Genomic DNA, 19,620 nt, shown 5'->3' on the forward strand with positions numbered 1-19,620 from the left:
ATAGATAGGTGTTATGGCATTCGAAGAAACCCGGGAACAGCAACAGATGTACAACTACTTCCGCAGTTGCATCTACATCTTTCTCATCATCGAGATTGTGATGAATCTTCCCATCACGGCGGATAACCGTGTCACGCAGTTTATTCTGGACCTTCTGGCCCGATTCAAGGTGTTCAACTCCGTGTCGGGCTGCAAGGTGGCAGAACTGATCTGCATCTGTGTAGTCTGTATCGGAACCAAGGCAAAGAAGGCGCTGAAGTTCAATGTGAAGACGATGGTCATCTATCCGGTATTGGCAGGTCTGACGTTAGTCGGCATGTGCTTTATCTTTCACGGCATGAATATCGGCATGAGCTGGTTCGGTTTCCCGGCCAACCGCATTCTTTACGCGCTCTGCTCGGTCGTAGGTACCATGCTGGTGCATCAGGGACTGGACGGCATCGCCAAGTACTACAACTACAAGGTGGGTGAAGACCGCTTCAACTTCGAGAACGAATCGTTCCAGCAGTCGGAGGCTCTGGTAGCCAATGACTATTCGGTAAACATCCCGATGATTTACTACTGGAAGCAGAAGATGCACAAGGGCTGGATCAACATCATCAATCCCTTCCGTGGGACGATTGTACTGGGTACGCCGGGTTCGGGTAAGTCCTTCGGCATTATCGATCCCTTCATTCGTCAACACGCTGCCAAAGGGTTCTCTATGATGGTATATGACTTCAAGTTTCCGACATTGGCCAAGACGCTATTCTATCAGTATTGCAAGAATATGAAACTGAAGAAACTGCCTGAAAACTGCGGATTTAGAATCGTGAACTTCACCGATGTGGAATACTCCAATCGTATCAATCCGATTCAGCGCAAATACATTCCTGACCTGTCGGCAGCTTCGGAAACGGCAGCTACTTTGCTGGCTTCCCTGAACAAGGGAGGCGGTGAAAAGAAAGGCGGTTCGGAAGCGTTCTTTACCAACTCGGCAGAGAACTTTCTGGCAGCCATCATCTATTTCTTTGTGAACTTCCATCCGGTGGGCTTCAAGAATGGCAAGAAGCTGAAACGCTACGTTTCCCTGGCACCAGACTCCGAAGTAGTCATACCCGAGGGAAATAAACTGGAACTGGTGATACGGAACTGGGACGATTACCATGCCCTCGATGCAAAGGGAAACATCATCCTGGACTTTGTGGACAAAGACGGAAACGACGTGTCAACAGATGAAGACCGGATGTTTGTGGATTTAAACGGCTTCTCGTATTTAGACCGGACGGGTAAACAAGTTCACATAGAACGCTGCTGGTACGAGGATGAAGACGGCAAGGAGGTAGAACCGGACACCATCACTGGGGAGTATTCGGACATGCCGCATGTACTTTCTTTTTTGGGAAGACCCTACGACCAAGTATTCAATATTCTGATGCAGGATGACAAGATAGCTTCCCTCATGGCTCCCTTCAAGAGTGCCTACGAGAACAAGGCAAACGACCAGTTGGAAGGTATGGTGGGTACCCTTCGTGTCAATGCCGCCCGATTGGTATCTCCCGAGGCCTACTGGGTGTTTACGGGGGATGACTTCGATTTGAAGATTTCTGATAAAGCAAATCCGAGCTATCTGGTGATTGCCAACGACCCGGAGAAGGAACAGGTCATCGGTTCATTGAATGCACTGGTGTTGAACCGACTCATTACCCGTGTAAACTCCAAGGGAAATATCCCGGTGAGCATCATTGTGGATGAGTTGCCTACGCTCTACTTCCATAAGATAGACCGCTTGATTGGTACGGCTCGCTCCAACAAGGTGGCGGTGACCTTGGGCTTTCAGGAATTGCCGCAGCTGGAAGCGGACTACGGCAAAGTGGGCATGCAGAAGATTATTACGACCTGCGGTAACATCTTCATGGGTGCTGCCCGTAACAAGGAAACCCTGGAATGGGCGCAGAATGATGTGTTCGGCAAGGCGAAGCAGACTTCCCGGTCCATTTCCATCAATGACAACAAGGTATCGACCACCATCTCCGAGAAGATGGACTACCTGGTGCCTGCTGCCAAGATTGCGGACATGGCGACCGGTTGGCTGGCGGGTCAGGCTGCCCGTGACTTCACGGCTACGGACGACAGCATGCTGAACCACTTCGATATCGAGCAATCGGAGGAGTTCAAGACCACGAAGTACTTCTGCAAGACGCACTTCGACATGAAGAAGATTAAGGACGAAGAGGACCACTATGTACCGCTGCCGAAAATCTATGAGTTCAAGAACGACCGCGAGAAGGAAATCATGCTGAACCGAAATTTCAAACGGGTGAACGATGAAGTGGAGAAAATGGTCAAGGAACTGCTGGGTATGGCATAAATGATTAGTATAATGGCATCCTTACAATCAGCATATAAACATTCAAGCCTTTTGCCTCCATTAAGTGGTAGCGCACTGAAGGTCATTGCCGTTCTTTCGATGGTAGCAGACCACTGTGCCTACTACTTGATGGAGCACGGAACACTCTTTTACGAGGTCATGCGCTGCTTCGGTCGCATTGCCTTTCCGGTGTTCGCCTTCCTCATAGCAGAGGGCTTCCAGCATACCCGAAACCGGATGAAGTACTTTCTGCAACTGCTGGGATTTGCCGTAATCAGTGAATTGCCCTGGTACCTGCTGAATGGAGCGGATGGGACGCACAATGTACTCTTCACCCTGGCACTGGGTGTAATGGCACTGGCAGCTTTCGAGGCAATGAAAAAGGATGACATCCTTTGTGGGGCTGTCATCCTTTCTATTGCTTGTTTCGCCACTTGGTCCGGAGTGGACTACGAGTGGCGAGGGATTCTGATGATGGTAGTGTTCTACCTGTTCGGGAACGTCAGCAATCCTTCTTTTCCCTCGGGTAGAAAGGCGCAGATAATCTGTTCCTTTCCGCTGATGATGCACTATGGGATAGTCGGCGCTTTACTGGCTTGCCTCGTGATTGCCTGTTATAATGGGACAAGAGGCTTTATCCATGGTCAAGTGGTGAAGTATGGGTTTTATGCTTTCTATCCGGTGCATTTACTCTTGATACAACTGCTAAAGTCGCTATTTCTCTATTTGTACTGTTGATTTCTCTTTCCTTAGTTCCTTATTGATGGTAGGAATAATGCACTCGTTCAGCATATGTTTCAACTCATCACTGTCCTTGGCATATTGCCCGGAAATGTAGTAAACTTCTTTAATGGCTACATTTCTAAACTCCTTAACAGTGCTTCCTTCTGGAATCAGTCTTTCTTTCTGCCAATAGTTAAGTACCAAATCGACCATCGCTGTGCGAAGTAGTTCTTTAGTGTCTGCGGACAGTTTCTTAAAAGATAGTTGTTCCACTATCCTGGTCTCACCAGGGATGAGAGGACAGTCGTTAACTGTATCGTATTGGAGGCCATATTGCATATAATTCTTCCACATACCAAAATCCTTTTCCACTTCCACATAGGCAACCCCTTGATTATTATTATGATGTTTTTTCTTTGCCATAATATTTTCTTCTATGCTATTTTTGAACCTGTATACTCTGTAATGACTATTGTAGTAAGTATTTCAACTCTCTCATTTGTTGTAAAATAATTTTAATATCGTCTGATGATTTATAACCATTTTTTTACGATTGCTTCTGTATAATCCCAAAGTTCCTTTGTTTTGCTATGCTGCGCATACCGATTAGATAGCGTACAAGGATGACAACTGGCTTGAAGGGTACCTGTACAAGAATCAGCTTCAACATCCAGCAGCAAGTGGATGGCAGTAGCTGCTCCCTGGCGGGGAGAACGGATAAAAGGACGGAAGAAAATATCGGTCAACGGATCAAACCATTGATGCATGGTAATCATATTAGTAGATACGATACCGGGATCTGCAGCATTTACTCGGATTCCTCGTTCTTGTAAGCGGTGAGCCAAATCGAAGGTAAACAAGGTGAGTGCTAACTTTGTGTTGCTATATACGGGAATGCGCCAAAATCGGCCTTTCTTCCCTTGGGTGAAGAAATCGGGAAAGTCCAGGTGTCCGATGGCGTAGGTACACGATACCATGTTGACAATGCGGCTTCCTTTCTCCATGCAGGGAAGCAATTTCCGCGTTAGTAGATAAGGAGCGACATAGTTTACACTAACAGTTCGTTCCAGTCCGTCTTCAGTCAGATGACGTCCTGTTTCCAGTGTACCTGCATTGTTCATCAGCAGAGTGATACATTCCTGTCGTGTTAACAGTTGTTCGGCAGCTTGAGCCACCGATTTAAGCGAGGAAAAATCGGCTTCCAATACTTCAATGGCAGTGTTACCTGTCTCTTCTATTAAGATTTGGCGTGCTTTTTCCGCTTCGTTCCGGTGGTGACATATCATTATCACCCGAAAACCGGCCAGAGCTACATACCGAGTGATTTCCATGCCCATTCCTCCGTCAGCTCCCGTAATCACTGCCAATTTTCCGTGGCCTTTCTGATGACATTTCGGCTGAATACAATTCTTCATCTTTTATTCCTTGTGTTATTCGATTTGTCTTTTTTCTGATTGGGCTTCGATTCTTTCAATTTCCCTCTGCAGGCAAGGAGGAAGTTTTTCAGACAGGTGTTGGTGACAGGCCATATCAATGGAGTACATCCGGGCAATGCAGTAGTTGCTGTGCTTGCATGCTGAGCGAGCATCTTCCTCTTTTCGCATACGGTTTACAAAATCGGGTTCGTTCAAGAGAGCACGAGCCATCTGCACTGCCTCGAAGCCATCATTCAGTACTTCATCGATTTTTTGCCGCGACACTAAACCGCCGACGTAAACCAAAGGCATATGGAGGGCTTTCCGGAATTTCAGTGCATCTTCCAGAAAGTAGGCTTCTTGGAAAGGCACAGCTGGAATCATCCATTTGCCAACCAGTCGAACGCCATATTTGAGCCACCAGCATTTCATGTAATGACTCATGCTTCGGATGGGCATTTCACCACGCATTACATACATGGGTGCCCGACTGACAAATCCTCCGCTCAAGACCAAGGCATGGACTCCAGATCCTTCCAGACGTTTGGCTACTTGCAGACTTTCTTCCAGTTCCATTCCCCCTTTGAAACCATCACGCATATTCATTTTTACGAATACGGCTAAATCGTTTCCTGCGGCTTTCATGACTTCATTCATTACCATGTCCATGAAGCGCATCCGGTTTTCCAAGGAATCTCCGAACTCGTCTTTGCGATGATTGGTAGCCGGTGACAGGAATTGGCTAATCAAGTAGCCGTGTCCGGCATGAATTTCCACTGAGTCGAAGCCGGCTTCCCGGGCTAGATTTACGGCACGTCCGTAGGCTTGTGCCAGTTGGGGCAGTTCTGAGGTTCGCAGGGCGCGGACAAACGTGGGGGAATATAGGTTGAAACCACCGGAAGCTCCTACGGGCAGGCAGCCACAGATATTTTTGTGCGACATGTTGCCGCAGTGTCCCAGTTGTATGCCGGCAGCTGCTCCTTCGGCATGAATGGCATCAGTCAGCCGGCGCAAGTCGGGAATGATTTCAGGACGCATCCAAAGCTGGCGGTCGAACGACAAGCCGCTTTGGGTTACTGCTGCATAGGCCACGGTAGTCATACCGACTCCTCCCGCCGCTACCGAACGATGGTATTGAAGCAACATTTCTGAAGGTCGATGTCCCGGACACATGCTTTCATACGCAGCGGAGCGAATGGTGCGGTTGCGCAGCGTCAGCGGCCCGATAGTGATTGGTGTAAACAATTTGGATGTAGTCATGATGGCAAGTTTTTATGTGTTTTGAAGAATTTTATCAGATGGATATTCAGTAGATAAACGGAATGATTCGCTTTCGCTTTCCTACAGCTACCGTGCCAAATTCCTTGCGGTAGTGTTGATGGATGGCATGAGCTCTGGGTACCAGATTGGCAAAAGTCCACCATACAAATACACCTGCTGCTGGAGAAATTGTCAGCAACGCGAAACCAATCCATTCTATGAGTTCTCCCAAATAATTGGCTGAAGTGACATATTTGAACATTCCTCTGGTAGGCAAATAATGACGAGTGTCCCCCGGTTGCCGTAAATGTCGTATCACATAATCTGAATGAAGATTGATGCCCATTCCTAAGAAAAAGAGTAGCATTCCAAGAATGGCATGTGGTGAGACAAAATAATGCCACCCACCTGAATAAACCGTATCTGTAACGGGTAAATAGAACAGGCCTAAGGCTTGCATAATGCCGTTCAGTACATTAAATACAACTCCCATTCCTACAATGGTCAATGGCATCCGACTCTTGCCTTTCATTAGAAACGGAAAGATGAAGGAACGTTGGAAATAATGTAGTTCAAAGAGTAGGAAAAAAATGAGAACAGGAATGGAAAATGGATTTTCACTTGTAATCCACAAGTAAAACAGAACGAAAAAAACAGGGGCTTCCATGAGAACCCAGGCTGTTTTATTGGGAATGGATATACCCCATGATTTCGTACGGAAAACGCCGTAGCCTGCTTTGACAAAATAGAGTGCTACAAAAACCAATAAGGCCAGAAAGCTCATAGCGATTAAAAAACAGTTGAAAATTTCCATGGTCATCATCATTCGTAGAAAAGGGTTACACATGATAAATTCGAAAGTACAAAAATATTCTGTAACACGAATGTTTATGATTGAATTTTATGATTTTGGCTATATTTTGTATGGTTGCCGGATTGTTTTGACTGGGTGTTGAATCCAGTAAATTGTTATCGGAAGAAATAAAGCATACAGCCTTTTGTATAAGGATATAACGAAAAAGAGAGCCTGCCGTTTTTCAGCGGCAGACTCTCACGGACAGAGTTATTTAAAAGTAGCTTAGAATTTGTATCCCAAAGTAATACCGATATTGGCATTATGTGGAGCATTTCCGTCCTTCACTTTGCAGAAACCGAGCTGGGTATCGAGACCGACCAGAATCTTGCCGAATTCTACCCCTAATCCGATATTCCATCCGGCATCAAAACGATTGTAGTCAAGGCCGTCGCTGCCAAAAGTGTCGACTTTGTCTCCTCCATTGACTGCAATGCCGCCAATAGAAGCTCCTCCGTCAAATTTAGTCTTACCACCTACACCGCAAGCAAGGTAAGGACCGGTCGCGATGACCAGATTGGTGTTGTCTGCAAGGTTAAAGCGGAACTGTACATTGATAGGAAGTTCCAGATAGAGTTGGTTGATCTTTACGTCTGCATCGGCATCAACGACGGTTCCTTCATAGCCGCTGGAGTATTTGGCCCCTTTTTGTGAGAAGAAGAGAGAAGGTTGCAGAGAAATAAGGTCTGTAAACTGGTATTCCATACCTACTCCGATGCGTGCTCCGGGCTTGAATTTGGAATGGTCGGAATTTTCACCAATATAGCTGCTCAGGTTCAGACCGGCTTTTACTTGAAAGGAGACTTGGGCGAATCCGATAGTGCAGCATAACGCAAACAAGACAGTTAAAATACTTTTTTTCATGATTATGTTCATTTTAAGTTTCAATCAAAAGAAGTCGGACACTTGGCATGTCCGAACTTTCACACACAATGTAGCTTCCAAGCGGATTAGTTTTCATGGATGGTGCAGATGCTTACCCGATTCCAATCTGGTTCTTCAAACATGTTTCCTACACCTTGTCCTTCGGCTGTAATCCGGTTCTCGGCTATTTTATACCGTTTCACTAACAAACTCTTGACGGCATCCGCACGTTGTTGAGCGATACGGGCATTTACTTCGGCCTTTCCTTCCGGAGAAGCATATCCTTTGATGGATACAGTAGCCTTTTCATGATTTTTCAAGTAAGTCGCAATACGTTCCACATTAGGGGTCTGAGAAGCTACTACACTGACACCTCCTTGGCGGAAGGTTACCACAGATTCCAATGTTTTCTTGTGGCTGGTGATGGTATCTGTTACGATAACCGGACCCTGATTCTTGCAGTCGGCTAACTGTTGTTCCAATTCAGCATTTCGTTGGTTGGCAGCAGTCAGTTCGGCTTCTTGATCTACGTTGGTTTGTCTCAGGTTATTTACCTGCTCGTTCAGCGCATCCACTTCTGCCTGGTCATACAGTTTGGCAAAAGAGATATGGTGTTTGCCATTGCTGCAACGGAAGTGGTATTTCAGACCGGCTGTAATTTCCCAGGCTGCCCGGTTGGCGTTAAATCCTACGTTTCGTTCACCACATGCGTTCAGATCATATACCAAGGCAGGTTTGATGCCAATGGTCCAGGCTTTGGCTTCACCTAAATTGAAATTGAAGTTGAGTCCCAGTTTGCTGGAGATGCTGTTACGGTCTCCGTTACCGTTTTGGGCATAATGCAGCCAACCGAGGCCGGCTACGGTTTCTATTTCGAATAATCGGGGTGTTCCCCAATATCCTGCAAATAGGTTGCTCAGATTGACGGAGGTCAATAAACTTACATTGGTGTTGTCAAATGCCGTTTTGCTGGCAGTCGTATTGATGCTGGTCATGGCTTCCACACCCATACCGAAAAAGGGTGTGAGCTGTTTACCTATTCCCAGTCCCCATGTGGCTCGCATGTTCGGGAAAAATGCACTGTGGGTCAATGGAGTGGTAACACCGGCATGGATGCCAATAGACCAGTTATCTCCCAAGTTGGCTCCTTCGTAAGCTCTTTGAGCATAGATGCCACTACAAGTAAGACAAGCTACAATTACTGCAATAAATTTCTTCATAAGAATGAGTTGTTAAAAGTTTAGGGCTGCAATATTAGCAGCATTTACAATCCGTTGTTATTGAAAGGCTTTTTAATTAACAAATATTAAACATAAATCAATACGAAACCAATCTTTTGGCTCTCTATGGGATCTATTCATAGGGGCACTGGGAAAATCCGATGAAGATATTGCTGGACATACGGAGGTCGTTGGTATTCATCTTCAGATAATCGGAGTGAAGTTCTTCATGGTATGGCTGTGACGGATTATCACGTATCCTTAATTCCCAAAGAATGTGCTGTAGAACATGGAATCGGATGGAATTCAAAACATCTGCTTACTTTTTCACAAGCTATGGTCATATTTCCCAAGAAAAAGATTTGTGTCTTTGCTTTTATTTATACATTTGCAAGCTACATAGGTAAAATGACCTATTTCTAACAAACCTTATAGTATAGTTTAATTAAAGATTAAGAAACATGAAAAAGTACATTGCTGAAATGTTGGGAACGATGGTTCTCGTTCTTATGGGATGTGGTACGGCGGTCAGTTTGTCGTGTACGTCAGCTAACCCTGATTTAGCTTCTACTGTTGTTGGTACGGCTCTTGCCTTCGGACTGGCTGTCGTGGCTATGGCTTACGCTATTGGCGGTATTTCCGGCTGTCATATCAATCCGGCTATTACACTGGGTTGTCTGTTGTCGGGACGTATCAGTGGAAAGGATGCCGGTATGTATATGCTGTTTCAAGTAATCGGCGCCTTTATCGGTTCAACTATTTTGTGGGTGCTGACTTCCAATTCCGGACTAGTCGGCACGGGAGCCAATGCTTGTCAGGAAGGTGTTTCCGTAACCGGAGCTTTGCTGGCGGAAATAGTTTTTACCTTTGTTTTTGTATTGGTAGTGTTGGGTACAACAGATGCAAAGAAAGGAGCAGGCAACTTTGCAGGACTTGCTATCGGTCTTTCTTTGGTGCTGGTTCATCTCGCCTGCATTCGCTATACGGGAACTTCGGTTAATCCGGCCCGTAGTATAGCTCCTGCCATTTTCCAAGGTGGGGAAGCGTTAAGTCAGTTGTGGATATTCATCGTCGGACCTTTCATCGGTGCTGCATTGAGTGCCGGAGTGTGGAAAGTGTTTGCCGACAAACAAAATTGATAATGTAGATAGGATTGGGTATTTAAAAATAGAATGAACGAACCGATTAGTCACATTTAAAATTGAACGATTATGAAATTGAAAATGTATTTTATAATGTTGGCCTTGGGCCTGTTCAGCTTCGCAATACAAAGTTGTGATGATGACGATGAGGATGCTCCTGTTTCAGAACAACTGGAGAAAGCTTTTACCAATGAATTTGGCAACGTAGCCCATAACTGGTCTACGCGAGGTACTAATCATGTTGCATCTTTCAATCAAGACAATACAGAAAAAGAAGCCTGGTTTGATGCAAATGGAGTTTGGCTGATGACAGAAACGGACATTGCTTACGATGCTCTTCCTGCACCGGTTAAACAAGCATTTGAAGCACTTACTCAATATGAGGGTTGGAAGCGTGACGATGTGGATATGCTTGAGCGTAAGGGCATGGAGAAAGTATATGTGATTGAAATCGAAAAAGGCAAGGAGGAATTGAATCTCTTTTTTGATGTCAATGGAAATCTGTTGAAGGAAGTAGCTGATAAAGACGATGATTCGTTCAACTATTTACCTTCTGAACTTCCTGCTACTGTAGCTCAGTTACTGAATGAGAAGTATGCCGGTTATAAATTATTGGAGGTTGAAGTGGATCCTGTTTCCAAACTACTGGAAGTAGATGTCCTTTTGCAGTCTGCCAAGTTGGAGGTTTGCTTTGACGTTACAGCATCCTATGCGTGGGTTTCCACTTCACAGGATGTGCAGTATGTATCTTTACCTGATGTCGTAAAGACTGCCGCACAAAATGCCGTAAAAGAACATGCTGGCTATGAACTGGATGATGAGGAAGCAGAAAAGGTGGTGACTCCTACAGGTACCTATTATATTGTGGAATTGGAAATGGATGGAAAACCTGACATTCAAGTTGAATTTAAAGAAGACGGTACACTAAAACAATAAGATTCATGTTATACTCAATTCCAATAAAAGAAGAGAGCCTTTTGCTGCATTCCAGTAAAAGGCTCTTTCTTGATTATACAAGTACGGCTAATTTAAAAACGATAAGCAAATCCAAGATTGAATACAGCCTGATCAAAATCACTGACTAATTGATAGCGGAACTCAAAGTTCATCATCCAGTTTCTAGCTATTGCGAAATCAACTCCACCACCAATATTCATGCCAAACCGGCATTCATTGTCGCTGTCGTCATCGCCATCTATATGGACGTGATTTCCGTCTATATCCACATCTAAATCATTATCCCAGTCAAACATCCAATTGGAAAATGTCAGACCAAGCAACGGGTAAAGTTTCACTTTGCTTGCTACAGGAAACAAATAGTGGAAATTCAAGTTTACATCCAACATGCTGACGTTGTCATTTTCAAAGAAGTAGTTCAATGAAGGTTCCAAACGTATAGGGTTGGTGATATTGTACTGATATTTCAGTCCCAAACCAACACTCTCAATTTCTGTTCCATAACTTAAACCGAACCCGATTGCTTGTTTTCCCTTTTGTGCATAAGTGTTGCCAACAAGCATCAAAAAACAAACTGCTAAAAATAAAATCTTTTTCATTTTGGTATGTATTTTGTGTAAAATTAGTCATCGTCATCATCCCAGTCGTCATCATCATCATCATCGTCGTCCCATTTATGACGCCTGTATTTCTTGTATTTTTTGTGATGATATCTGTCGTGATGGTCACAATAGGAACAATAATGTTTGTGCCAATATCTGCTATGGAAATCAATCCTGTCATAAAAAGGATTGTAGTAATGGCTTCCCGGTCTGATACCAATTTCAATCAAGACACGATTCCATTTCCGATAGCGTTTATAATAATGGCAGATGTCACGCATGTGTTTGCCGGAAGTCCTTGCTATTTCAAGGGCTAAACCAACATTACCCCAGTCGCGTCCACACTGTCTGTAATAGTCATCCAGAAGACTGCCGCGCGTGTTATATTCTACGCACAATCGCTTCCGGTAGTCGGACAGTTCCACAGAGGCATATTTATTAGCTCTGCTGATGAACAAGGATAGCCTGTCTTGTGCAAAGATGGAACAAGAAACAGCCATGAGCAATAGTAAAGTATAAAATTTCCTCATAAAACAAATGATTGGTAAAATTGTGGACAAAGGTACTATAAAATCATTAGATAATGCATTGCATTTGAAAAAATACAATCATTTGTTGATTTTTTCGTCAAAAAGATGTTTCAAAGCAGATTTTTGACAGGAATGATGGGTAAAATTAGCCAAGCAGTGCTTTTTTATAAGAACGGATAGCTGATTTCTAATTCTATTTGTTACCTTTGAGAATCATTGTAAAATATGGCTTATGGGAACCTTGGGATGCATCAATGACATGTTGCAACGCGATAAAGAAAATCGGGAGCTGCGCAAACGGAATCGGGAGAGGTTAACAGACACCTACCACCGGTTATTAGATACAGGAAAAGAGACTGACCTCTCTTTGATGACGATGGAAAAAATGGAAGATATCCGCCGGAAAACTTTGGAAAAAGAAGAGCTGGATAAGGCTGCCCATTTTAAGGCGATGCTTTATTTAGCCTTGGGAATGGCATTGATTTTTCTCTTGATATGGTTACTTGTAGGATGTAGCAGTAAACCGTCCGGAAACAATCAGTCTGCGGTAAGGGGTGATTCAACTTCGATTACTCAAGGCGTTCAAACAGTTTCCGTTCATACCCAAGACACAATCTGCCATCTTCCAGTAGCCACTCAGAGTGTAAAGGATTCTGTGTTTACAGAGCAAGAACTGCAAAAGATACAGAATGAACTGCGAGAACGATATGCGCGTTCAGAAATAAAGGGCACTCGTTTAGACGGCAATATACAGGCATGGAGCGTAATAGGGAATCATCTTGTCGTGCAATTATGCTTAAACTCGCCGGAAGCTAGAGCCGTTTTTCGTGAGAAGATTATGGATTCACCTGCTATCCGTTTTGAAGGGGGCACAGAACCGACACCCAACAATCAACGATACACTTCCGATACTTTGGGCATCCATTTATATCCTGAATTCTCTGCATACCCATACACGGCTCGTACCGCCACTTTTGTACTATTCAATCAGAGCGAGCACGAGATAGAGTGTGGAGATTCATACCATATTACCTATGAAGACCAGCGTGGAGTCTGGCGGACTCTTCCTATACATACGATATTCAACTGTATTGCCTATGTTATTCAGTCTGGCGAACAGTTTCTGTTTAAAGCTGACCTCAACCCGAATGTCCTGCCCAACCCACCGGGCAGATACCGTTTTTTCTATGAGGTAGAACTAAGCGATAAAAAACAGAAAATCATGCTTATGACTGAATTCCGGCTGGCAGATATCAAAGAAGCTGTCCGTGATTCTTCCGATGTAATCAGCGTGGAATATGTAAATTACCCCCGATAAACGTTGATGTAAAACATCTTACGAATATTGTATGTTTTCGAAATATCTTTGTTTTCATAAATTGTTTTGCCTATGAGAAGCTGTATTGTATTTTTGATTGTCTTTTGCCTTCTTTCAATCGGTTGCGTCCAGCAACGACAGAAAACAGAGACGAAAAAATGTTCTGCCATCCCAATAGATACTTCCCTTGTAGTGGTGGATTCAACTATATTGTTATATTCCAATTTGAAGACTTCCAATAAAGAAATCCATGCTATATTGGAAGAACGGCCTAAATATCCGGGCGGTATGGATGAAGTTGTAAAATACATACAGACTCACATTCAATATCCTCCAACTGCCGTATACAAAAAAATAGAAGGAAAAGTTTGGGTAGAGAGTGTAATTGATCGCGACGGAAAAGTTGTACAGCCTAAAGTAGCATACAGCGTCCATCCCCTGTTAGACCAAGAAGCCCTCCGCATTATAAAAATGATGCCAGACTGGAGGCCGGGGAAACTGAATGGAGAGACTGTGAAAGTAAAATACGTTTTTCCTGTAACCTTCCGTATTGAGGATTCCATTGTGCTTGTTGATGATGGTCCCAAGCGTAATCCGAATGATACGGGAGCTGTAGAAATTGAGTATATTCCTCCCGTAAATTTCGATTCAGTTATCAAGAAATCACCCTCAGTAAAATGGGGTTTCTTAGTGGATGATACAGAAGGAGTGGTCCAGGTTCATTTGGACAATCGGACGCATCAGGAAATCAAGAGCAAAAGTGAAGACGTTAAAGTTATTTTAAACTCCTTATCAAACGATAAGGTTTATGTAACCATTTTCAGTACAAGCCATTGTCTTACGTATAAAGGTGAATACATTTTTTATCGCGAGGATAAGCAAGGAAAATTACATGAGATATACGGTAAAAACATAGACAAAGAGTCTGTGGCCCTTCAGGTGGAAAGAGGGAAGGAAGCCGAGATTGGGATTGATTTACCGAAGAATGCTCAGCCGGGTGATTACCTCTTGAAAATTAGAGTTTATGATGAAGATGAGACTTGCTTTTACAACATATATCAATGGTTTGAAGCTTACACTTTACAGCAGGTTTCAACCAGAGAAAGACCTATTCCTATAGGACCTGCCAATGATTCCGGTAATGAGTTTCTCCCAAACGAAGAAGATGTGTTTGATGTTGTGCAGCATATGCCTGAGTTTCCGGGTGGTATGCCCAAATTGATGGAATTTATCAGACAGAATATACAATATCCTGAGACTGCCAAGCGAAGCAAACTGGAAGGCACAATTGTCATGCAGGTGGTGATTGATAAAGATGGAACGGTGACCCAGCCTCGAATTCTTCGCAGTGTCAACCCTGTTTTAAGTGCGGATGCTGCATTATGTGAAGAAGCACTTCGCATTGTTTCGATTATGCCAAAGTGGAAGCCGGGGAATCAGCATGGAGTGAACCTCAAAGTGAGATATGCATTTCCAATCAAATTTGAACTAAAATGAATGTCATGAGAATACTATTCATAACTATGCTCTGTGTTTTGCTGGTGGGATGCGCCAACAAATCCAGACAACAGACAGCGGGGAATGCTCCGATTTCCGCAAAGGATTCTATTTATCACCTACCAGACCAGTATTCAGAGTATCCTGGAGGCATAGGGAATTTAATGAAGCAGATAGAAAACAGCATTCAATATCCGGAAGAAGCACGAAAGAAAGGAGTTGAGGGAAGAGTCATCGTTCAGTTTATCGTAGATGAAAAGGGGAATGTGACGCAGCCACATGTGTTGAAGAGCGTGGAGCCTTCTTTGGATAAAGAGGCTTTACGTATTATCCGCTTGTTGCCGCAATGGAAACCGGGAACATGGAAGGGAAAGCCCGTAAAGGTGAAATATATAGTGCCGGTTCTTTTTAAACTTGAAGAGACGGAGCCGAAGAAAAAGGAAGACAGCACAGTATCTGAACCAACCATTTTGGGCTTGCAGCCGATACCGAAGGATATTCCATCCGGAAAACGTATGAATCCGGATTCACTGACCATGACTACGGAATTTGCCTATTATCCGCTGTCTGCTACCCAGGTGAACGTTTTTATCCATAACCATTCCCATAGAATGTATACGTGCGGAGATGAATACAGTCTCGCTTTCTATAATGAAGGCCTGCAGAAATGGGAACCTTTACCCACCAATCCTATTATCGAGGATATGCTTTGGATGCTGCATCCCGATTACCACCCATCTCGTTTGCAAACTATTGAACTGTACACTTCTGAAATACCCAACCGTCCCGGTAACTATCGGATTTATAAGACCTTTAATGGCGGCGAAGTAGCGTATGCCGAATTTGAACTGGTGGACCGAAAAGGAGTGAAAAGATTGAGGAAACTGATTGATGATTATTGGGACAAGAACTCTGTTAATCCGTGCGACACGGTTGCCCATAATATCAGTACTACTTGGATAGTACATGATGACGGGGATACCATATTTGTGGGCTTGATGAACAACACCCCTCGTTATCAGGAAATGTTTCGACGAAAAGTGGTCAGCTATTCAGCGGTCAGTCATGGAAAGGTTGTAGAGAACGTAGTATTTGACAAGCCTTCTTTTTCTGACACCCTGCAAGTAACCATGCAGACCGAAAAAGCGGTCTATCCCGTAGGAACAGAAACTATTACGGTTCAACTTACAAACGAAAATCCCAAAGGTCTGTTCTTTGGAGAGGATTATTGGATTGTCCGCAAAGAAGGGCAACAATGGATTTATTTGCACAATGGTGGGGCGTGGACTGATATAGGATATAGCTTGGAGAAAGGGCATACCCGTACCTTTACCGCAAGGCTCCGTCCATTGGTCAATGACAACCGTCCCGGAACTTACAGAGTCATCAAGGATATCGGATTTTCCGGATCTCGGCAAAAGTGGTATATGGCGGCTGAATTCAGAATCGAATAGCAGGCGAAAAATGACGTATGGAAAAATGGTCTATCCGACATTCATCTTTCAGCGAGTCAGTTATCCTTGCTGACAAGCATTCCGAAGGTAGCCCTATGGCATAAGTTGAATCTCAAAACATACAAGTTATGAAAGCATTTCGACATATTCCGTTTCAATCACACCCTAACAGCAATGGATTTTCCGTGTGTCTGTTTTTGTTATGCGCCCTGTTTACGGGATGCCAATCGACTTCAACCGTTCTATCTGATAAAGCAGAACAACCGGCTATCACTCAAAAAGAGGCAGGTGAGCAAGTGATTGAAGCATTAAACAGAGCCTACGGTGTGGATACCATAGGGCTTTTCTTGGATAGTCCCCGATGCCCTGACTTCGTAGAAGGAATGTTTTACGAAGATTCTCTTCCCGTCTTTCAGATACGAGGAGACACTGCCAAAGCCAGACGCATTCTAGAAGCGTCCGCTGGGAGCGGTGCCTTCCGGCTGGAAGCCGACACAGAGCATACCTTTACCCAAAAAGAACTAAGGAGCATCCTGGACACTATCAGCAACCGGTTTCATAGGCTACCCGATGGACCTCTGAAATCCAACATGGACTTTTGGGGAATGGGCAATCATACCGCTTTAGTGTCTTTCAAATTGAATACTCCTGCTGCCAGACAAGCTTTCAGAAAGCACATCATCGATTCACCGGCAGTATCTTTTGAAGGACCTGAATCACCAATGCCTCATTCTGAAACGGGTGTTTCTGACACTTTAGGCATTTCACTAAGGCCGGAATACCCGGTTTATTCCACACAAACCTCAAAAGCATCCTTTGTGCTTATCAACCAGAGCAATCGAAATATCATGTGTGGAGAAGAATATTGCATTACTTACGAGGACGAACAAGGCATATGGCGAGAATTGCCTACCGACAATTTTTTCTTTAGTGTGGGTTACCTTGTTCAACTAGGCGAATATCGTATCCGTACAGCTTCCCTTTATCCAGAGGTGCATCCGAACAAGCCGGGACGCTATCGTCTCCTTTATCACCTTACCATATTGGACACCCACACAAGAATACAAATGATGACCGAATTCCGCCTGAGTAATGATGAGAAAGAGTGGAAACAGACCAAGAAATTAAAAATACCCATCCATCTTACCATCACACAAAACTCGGACAATTCAGCAACCTTTGAAACCTCAGCTGATGAAGAAACGTCCGGTCAATAACCCTAAAAGATATCCATTGATGAAAACGCTATCTGCATTTCGACGATTTGTATTCTTTACGACCCTGCTACTGACACCCTTATCGGCTTGGAGCAGTGCACAGCTGGGAGAATGGATTTTCTTCCAAGGGGAGAAATGGATACTGCTGGACAAACCCATTGAAAAGGATGTTGTTTTAGCCCAGACACTAAACTGGTCTTTGCCAGATGACATCTGCTGTTCTATGGCCAACAGCAGCGGCTATACAGCTACGTGGGCCATTGAGAAAGGTGAACTGCTATTGTACTGCATCGATTTTGAGACCGATACAAAAGCCGATGTCAGACTCGAAGCCAAGCAGCTGAAACAAGTGTTCCGTTCCTATTACCGGAAAGGCAAAATCCATGCCCGGTGGTTCAATGGTACACTCAGGATGGCCAAAGGGAAAGTAATCGAATACATTCACGACGGATACCTTCGTATGTTTGAAACAGAATGTATCCTGACCATTCAGGAAGGGAAAGTGTTCTGCACTCAAGTCTATCACAACGATAAGCGGGAAGGCATGCGACTGATAGAGGCACATGAAGAACTTAGCCGCCTGTTTCCGTGGAGCCAATTTCCCAACTACAAGGATAAACATATCGTGTTCAGTGTAAGAGATTTCAAACTGACATCTGATGGGAAGCTGTTGGATGTATCTGTCTATAACATCTACACGAAGCCGGACACCTTATTGGCAGAGAACAAACAGCGCTCTCTCATACTTGCCCTAAAAGAAACCCTGAAATCCATCTATCCATGGGAAGTGATTTGCTACAATGGCAAGTATGTCATGCATCCCGAATCTGAAACATTGAGCATTGTAAGGAAGAAAGAATAGCTTTGACAGGCTGAAAGATTATCTTCAGGATAAATACAGTATTGTGCAACCATTAAAATTAGAACGTGATATGAAAAGCTTCTTACTATTTGCTACCGGAATTAGTTTGTGCATCCTTATCAGCTGCCAACAGACTTTATCCCACAAACCTTTTGTAGAGTTATCTTCCTTGGAGCTTTCGGAGGAAGAGATGCCTATGGTATCCATCAGTAATGACTTTGCTTGCAGTTTTTTTCAGAAGATGAATGAACAGGAGAAAGGACAAAGTTTTTTCATTTCTCCTCTGAGTGCCCAATTCAATTTAGGGATGCTTGCCAATGGTGCTGCAGGAAAAACATTAGAAGAAATAGCTTCGGTACTTTCCGTTTCTAAGAGTAAGCCTTCATTGGCCAATAACTACTTTTTAAAACTGATAAGCAATCTGCCTCGATTGGATTCTACGACTGTCTTTCAGTCAGCCAATTCCATCTGGATTCATGACAAATCACCTGTGAAGGATTCCTTTCAACAAATAAACCAGCAGTATTTTCTTGCAGAAATACAGAATCTGGATTTTTCTGAACCGAAATCAACAGGCATTATCAACCGATGGGCAAAGGAACAAACGCAAGGGCGTATTCCTCACATCTTGGATCAAGCACAAGGTAACTGTATTCTCATCAATACGTTGTTCTTCAAAGGTGGATGGATTTTCCCTTTTGATCCGGCTGAAACCCGGCAGGAATACTTTTATCCTGTGGGTGGAAAGAAGCATCCGGTCAGCATGATGCACCTGTCTGATCAATGGTTTGCTTTTCATAAAGCGGAATTGTTTGAAATGGCTACTCTCCCTTACGGAAACGATTCGTATGCCATGACAGTAATTCTTCCCAAGAAAGGTGTATCCATTGACTCCTGTATAGACACATTTAGTGAAGCCAATTGGAAAGCATGGCTGTCTGCATCGGATAGTATAAGTTGTATGCTGGACCTCAAATTACCTTCTATCAAGTTGGATTACAAATCCGACATCATTCCTACCTTCCAGAAAATGGGCATCCATGATGCTTTTAATGAAAATTGTGCAGATTTTTCACGTATGACAGATATACCTGCCCACATTTCTGAAATCGAACAATTTACCCGATTGGAAGTAACGGAAACAGGCACAGTTGCAGCAGCAGCGACTATTGCAAATGTTGTTTTTGAATCATCAATAGTGCCAGAGATTACACCTTATCCATTCCATGTCAATCGTCCATTCTTATTAGTTATCCATGAAAATAAAACAGGTTTAATTTTGTTTATGGGAAAGATGATGGATATTCTGTAATCTGAAATACTGAGCATTGCAAGGGAGAAAAAATAACTTTAGCA

Annotated in this window: 18 protein-coding genes; 10 read left to right on the forward strand and 8 right to left on the reverse strand. The window is 43.8% G+C overall.

Features of this window, described 5'->3' with window-relative positions:
• Positions 1-13 precede the first annotated feature (13 nt).
• Positions 14-2,350, forward strand: a complete 2,337-nt coding sequence (locus BACFIN_RS16900; RefSeq protein ID WP_007748924.1) for a type IV secretory system conjugative DNA transfer family protein — start codon at positions 14-16, stop codon at positions 2,348-2,350.
• Positions 2,351-2,362: 12 nt separating this feature from the next.
• Complete coding sequence (locus tag BACFIN_RS16895) at positions 2,363-3,088, forward strand: TraX family protein (RefSeq protein ID WP_032839219.1); 726 nt, start codon at positions 2,363-2,365, stop codon at positions 3,086-3,088.
• Here BACFIN_RS16895 and BACFIN_RS16890 read toward each other — a convergent pair.
• From BACFIN_RS16890 to BACFIN_RS16865, 6 genes are all read right to left on the reverse strand, one after another.
• A complete protein-coding gene (locus BACFIN_RS16890; protein ID WP_007748931.1) occupies positions 3,065-3,496 on the reverse strand; it encodes a hypothetical protein in 432 nt (143 codons plus the stop codon). The two genes, BACFIN_RS16895 and BACFIN_RS16890, sit on opposite strands and share 24 nt — an antisense overlap.
• 110 nt (positions 3,497-3,606) lie before the next feature.
• Entirely contained in the window at positions 3,607-4,488 is an 882-nt protein-coding gene (locus BACFIN_RS16885) for an SDR family oxidoreductase (RefSeq protein ID WP_007748934.1), read from the reverse strand.
• A 15-nt stretch (positions 4,489-4,503) separates the two neighbouring features.
• Positions 4,504-5,748 (reverse strand): NADH:flavin oxidoreductase, encoded by a 1,245-nt coding sequence (locus tag BACFIN_RS16880; protein ID WP_032839166.1) that lies wholly within the window; start codon positions 5,746-5,748, stop codon positions 4,504-4,506.
• A gap of 46 nt (positions 5,749-5,794) precedes the next feature.
• A complete protein-coding gene (locus tag BACFIN_RS16875) occupies positions 5,795-6,568 on the reverse strand; it encodes a DUF1295 domain-containing protein (RefSeq protein WP_032839222.1) in 774 nt (257 codons plus the stop codon).
• A 258-nt stretch (positions 6,569-6,826) separates the two neighbouring features.
• Complete coding sequence (locus BACFIN_RS16870; RefSeq protein WP_032839225.1) at positions 6,827-7,465, reverse strand: porin family protein; 639 nt, start codon at positions 7,463-7,465, stop codon at positions 6,827-6,829.
• Positions 7,466-7,551: 86 nt separating this feature from the next.
• On the reverse strand, positions 7,552-8,685 hold the full coding sequence (locus BACFIN_RS16865) for an OmpA family protein (RefSeq protein ID WP_007748946.1): 1,134 nt from the start codon (positions 8,683-8,685) through the stop codon (positions 7,552-7,554).
• 461 nt (positions 8,686-9,146) lie between these two features.
• Between BACFIN_RS16865 and BACFIN_RS16855 the strand changes: the two genes are divergently transcribed.
• Positions 9,147-9,824 (forward strand): MIP family channel protein, encoded by a 678-nt coding sequence (locus BACFIN_RS16855; RefSeq protein ID WP_007748952.1) that lies wholly within the window; start codon positions 9,147-9,149, stop codon positions 9,822-9,824.
• Between the two features lie 72 nt (positions 9,825-9,896).
• Positions 9,897-10,763, forward strand: a complete 867-nt coding sequence (locus tag BACFIN_RS16850) for a PepSY-like domain-containing protein (RefSeq protein ID WP_007748954.1) — start codon at positions 9,897-9,899, stop codon at positions 10,761-10,763.
• Positions 10,764-10,855: 92 nt separating this feature from the next.
• Here the strand turns inward: BACFIN_RS16850 and BACFIN_RS16845 are convergent, their stop codons facing one another.
• Positions 10,856-11,383, reverse strand: coding sequence for an outer membrane protein (locus BACFIN_RS16845; RefSeq protein WP_007748956.1), 528 nt, complete (start codon positions 11,381-11,383; stop codon positions 10,856-10,858).
• Between the two features lie 23 nt (positions 11,384-11,406).
• Positions 11,407-11,916, reverse strand: coding sequence for a hypothetical protein (locus BACFIN_RS16840; RefSeq protein WP_007748958.1), 510 nt, complete (start codon positions 11,914-11,916; stop codon positions 11,407-11,409).
• 232 nt (positions 11,917-12,148) lie between these two features.
• Here BACFIN_RS16840 and BACFIN_RS23825 point away from each other — a divergent pair, with 232 nt between their 5' ends.
• The 6 genes from BACFIN_RS23825 to BACFIN_RS16815 all read left to right on the forward strand — a co-directional run bounded on the left by BACFIN_RS23825 (position 12,149) and on the right by BACFIN_RS16815 (position 19,576).
• Entirely contained in the window at positions 12,149-13,234 is a 1,086-nt protein-coding gene (locus tag BACFIN_RS23825; protein ID WP_007748962.1) for an immunoglobulin-like domain-containing protein, read from the forward strand.
• 288 nt (positions 13,235-13,522) lie between these two features.
• Complete coding sequence (locus BACFIN_RS16830; protein ID WP_230325641.1) at positions 13,523-14,731, forward strand: energy transducer TonB; 1,209 nt, start codon at positions 13,523-13,525, stop codon at positions 14,729-14,731.
• Positions 14,732-14,736: 5 nt separating this feature from the next.
• Entirely contained in the window at positions 14,737-16,185 is a 1,449-nt protein-coding gene (locus tag BACFIN_RS0219415) for an energy transducer TonB (RefSeq protein ID WP_192909827.1), read from the forward strand.
• A gap of 128 nt (positions 16,186-16,313) precedes the next feature.
• Entirely contained in the window at positions 16,314-17,402 is a 1,089-nt protein-coding gene (locus BACFIN_RS16825) for an immunoglobulin-like domain-containing protein (RefSeq protein WP_007748975.1), read from the forward strand.
• A 19-nt stretch (positions 17,403-17,421) separates the two neighbouring features.
• Entirely contained in the window at positions 17,422-18,264 is an 843-nt protein-coding gene (locus BACFIN_RS16820; protein ID WP_149923474.1) for a hypothetical protein, read from the forward strand.
• A 70-nt stretch (positions 18,265-18,334) separates the two neighbouring features.
• Entirely contained in the window at positions 18,335-19,576 is a 1,242-nt protein-coding gene (locus BACFIN_RS16815; protein WP_007748978.1) for a serpin family protein, read from the forward strand.
• Positions 19,577-19,620: the final 44 nt, after the last annotated feature.

It is taken from the genome of Bacteroides finegoldii DSM 17565, assembly GCF_000156195.1.
In the GTDB taxonomy this organism is placed as follows: domain Bacteria; phylum Bacteroidota; class Bacteroidia; order Bacteroidales; family Bacteroidaceae; genus Bacteroides; species Bacteroides finegoldii.

Excerpts from the sequence above, each read along its gene's own strand:
- BACFIN_RS16900 (WP_007748924.1), top strand. The coding sequence starts at position 14 with ATGGCATTCGAAGAAACCCGGGAACAGCAACAGATGTACAACTACTTC.
- BACFIN_RS16895 (WP_032839219.1), top strand. The coding sequence starts at position 2,363 with ATGGCATCCTTACAATCAGCATATAAACATTCAAGCCTTTTGCCTCCA.
- BACFIN_RS16890 (WP_007748931.1), bottom strand. The coding sequence starts at position 3,496 with ATGGCAAAGAAAAAACATCATAATAATAATCAAGGGGTTGCCTATGTG.
- BACFIN_RS16885 (WP_007748934.1), bottom strand. The coding sequence starts at position 4,488 with ATGAAGAATTGTATTCAGCCGAAATGTCATCAGAAAGGCCACGGAAAA.
- BACFIN_RS16880 (WP_032839166.1), bottom strand. The coding sequence starts at position 5,748 with ATGACTACATCCAAATTGTTTACACCAATCACTATCGGGCCGCTGACG.
- BACFIN_RS16875 (WP_032839222.1), bottom strand. The coding sequence starts at position 6,568 with ATGACCATGGAAATTTTCAACTGTTTTTTAATCGCTATGAGCTTTCTG.
- BACFIN_RS16870 (WP_032839225.1), bottom strand. The coding sequence starts at position 7,465 with ATGAAAAAAAGTATTTTAACTGTCTTGTTTGCGTTATGCTGCACTATC.
- BACFIN_RS16865 (WP_007748946.1), bottom strand. The coding sequence starts at position 8,685 with ATGAAGAAATTTATTGCAGTAATTGTAGCTTGTCTTACTTGTAGTGGC.
- BACFIN_RS16855 (WP_007748952.1), top strand. The coding sequence starts at position 9,147 with ATGAAAAAGTACATTGCTGAAATGTTGGGAACGATGGTTCTCGTTCTT.
- BACFIN_RS16850 (WP_007748954.1), top strand. The coding sequence starts at position 9,897 with ATGAAATTGAAAATGTATTTTATAATGTTGGCCTTGGGCCTGTTCAGC.
- BACFIN_RS16845 (WP_007748956.1), bottom strand. The coding sequence starts at position 11,383 with ATGAAAAAGATTTTATTTTTAGCAGTTTGTTTTTTGATGCTTGTTGGC.
- BACFIN_RS16840 (WP_007748958.1), bottom strand. The coding sequence starts at position 11,916 with ATGAGGAAATTTTATACTTTACTATTGCTCATGGCTGTTTCTTGTTCC.
- BACFIN_RS23825 (WP_007748962.1), top strand. The coding sequence starts at position 12,149 with ATGGGAACCTTGGGATGCATCAATGACATGTTGCAACGCGATAAAGAA.
- BACFIN_RS16830 (WP_230325641.1), top strand. The coding sequence starts at position 13,523 with ATGGATGAAGTTGTAAAATACATACAGACTCACATTCAATATCCTCCA.
- BACFIN_RS0219415 (WP_192909827.1), top strand. The coding sequence starts at position 14,737 with ATGAGAATACTATTCATAACTATGCTCTGTGTTTTGCTGGTGGGATGC.
- BACFIN_RS16825 (WP_007748975.1), top strand. The coding sequence starts at position 16,314 with ATGAAAGCATTTCGACATATTCCGTTTCAATCACACCCTAACAGCAAT.
- BACFIN_RS16820 (WP_149923474.1), top strand. The coding sequence starts at position 17,422 with ATGAAAACGCTATCTGCATTTCGACGATTTGTATTCTTTACGACCCTG.
- BACFIN_RS16815 (WP_007748978.1), top strand. The coding sequence starts at position 18,335 with ATGAAAAGCTTCTTACTATTTGCTACCGGAATTAGTTTGTGCATCCTT.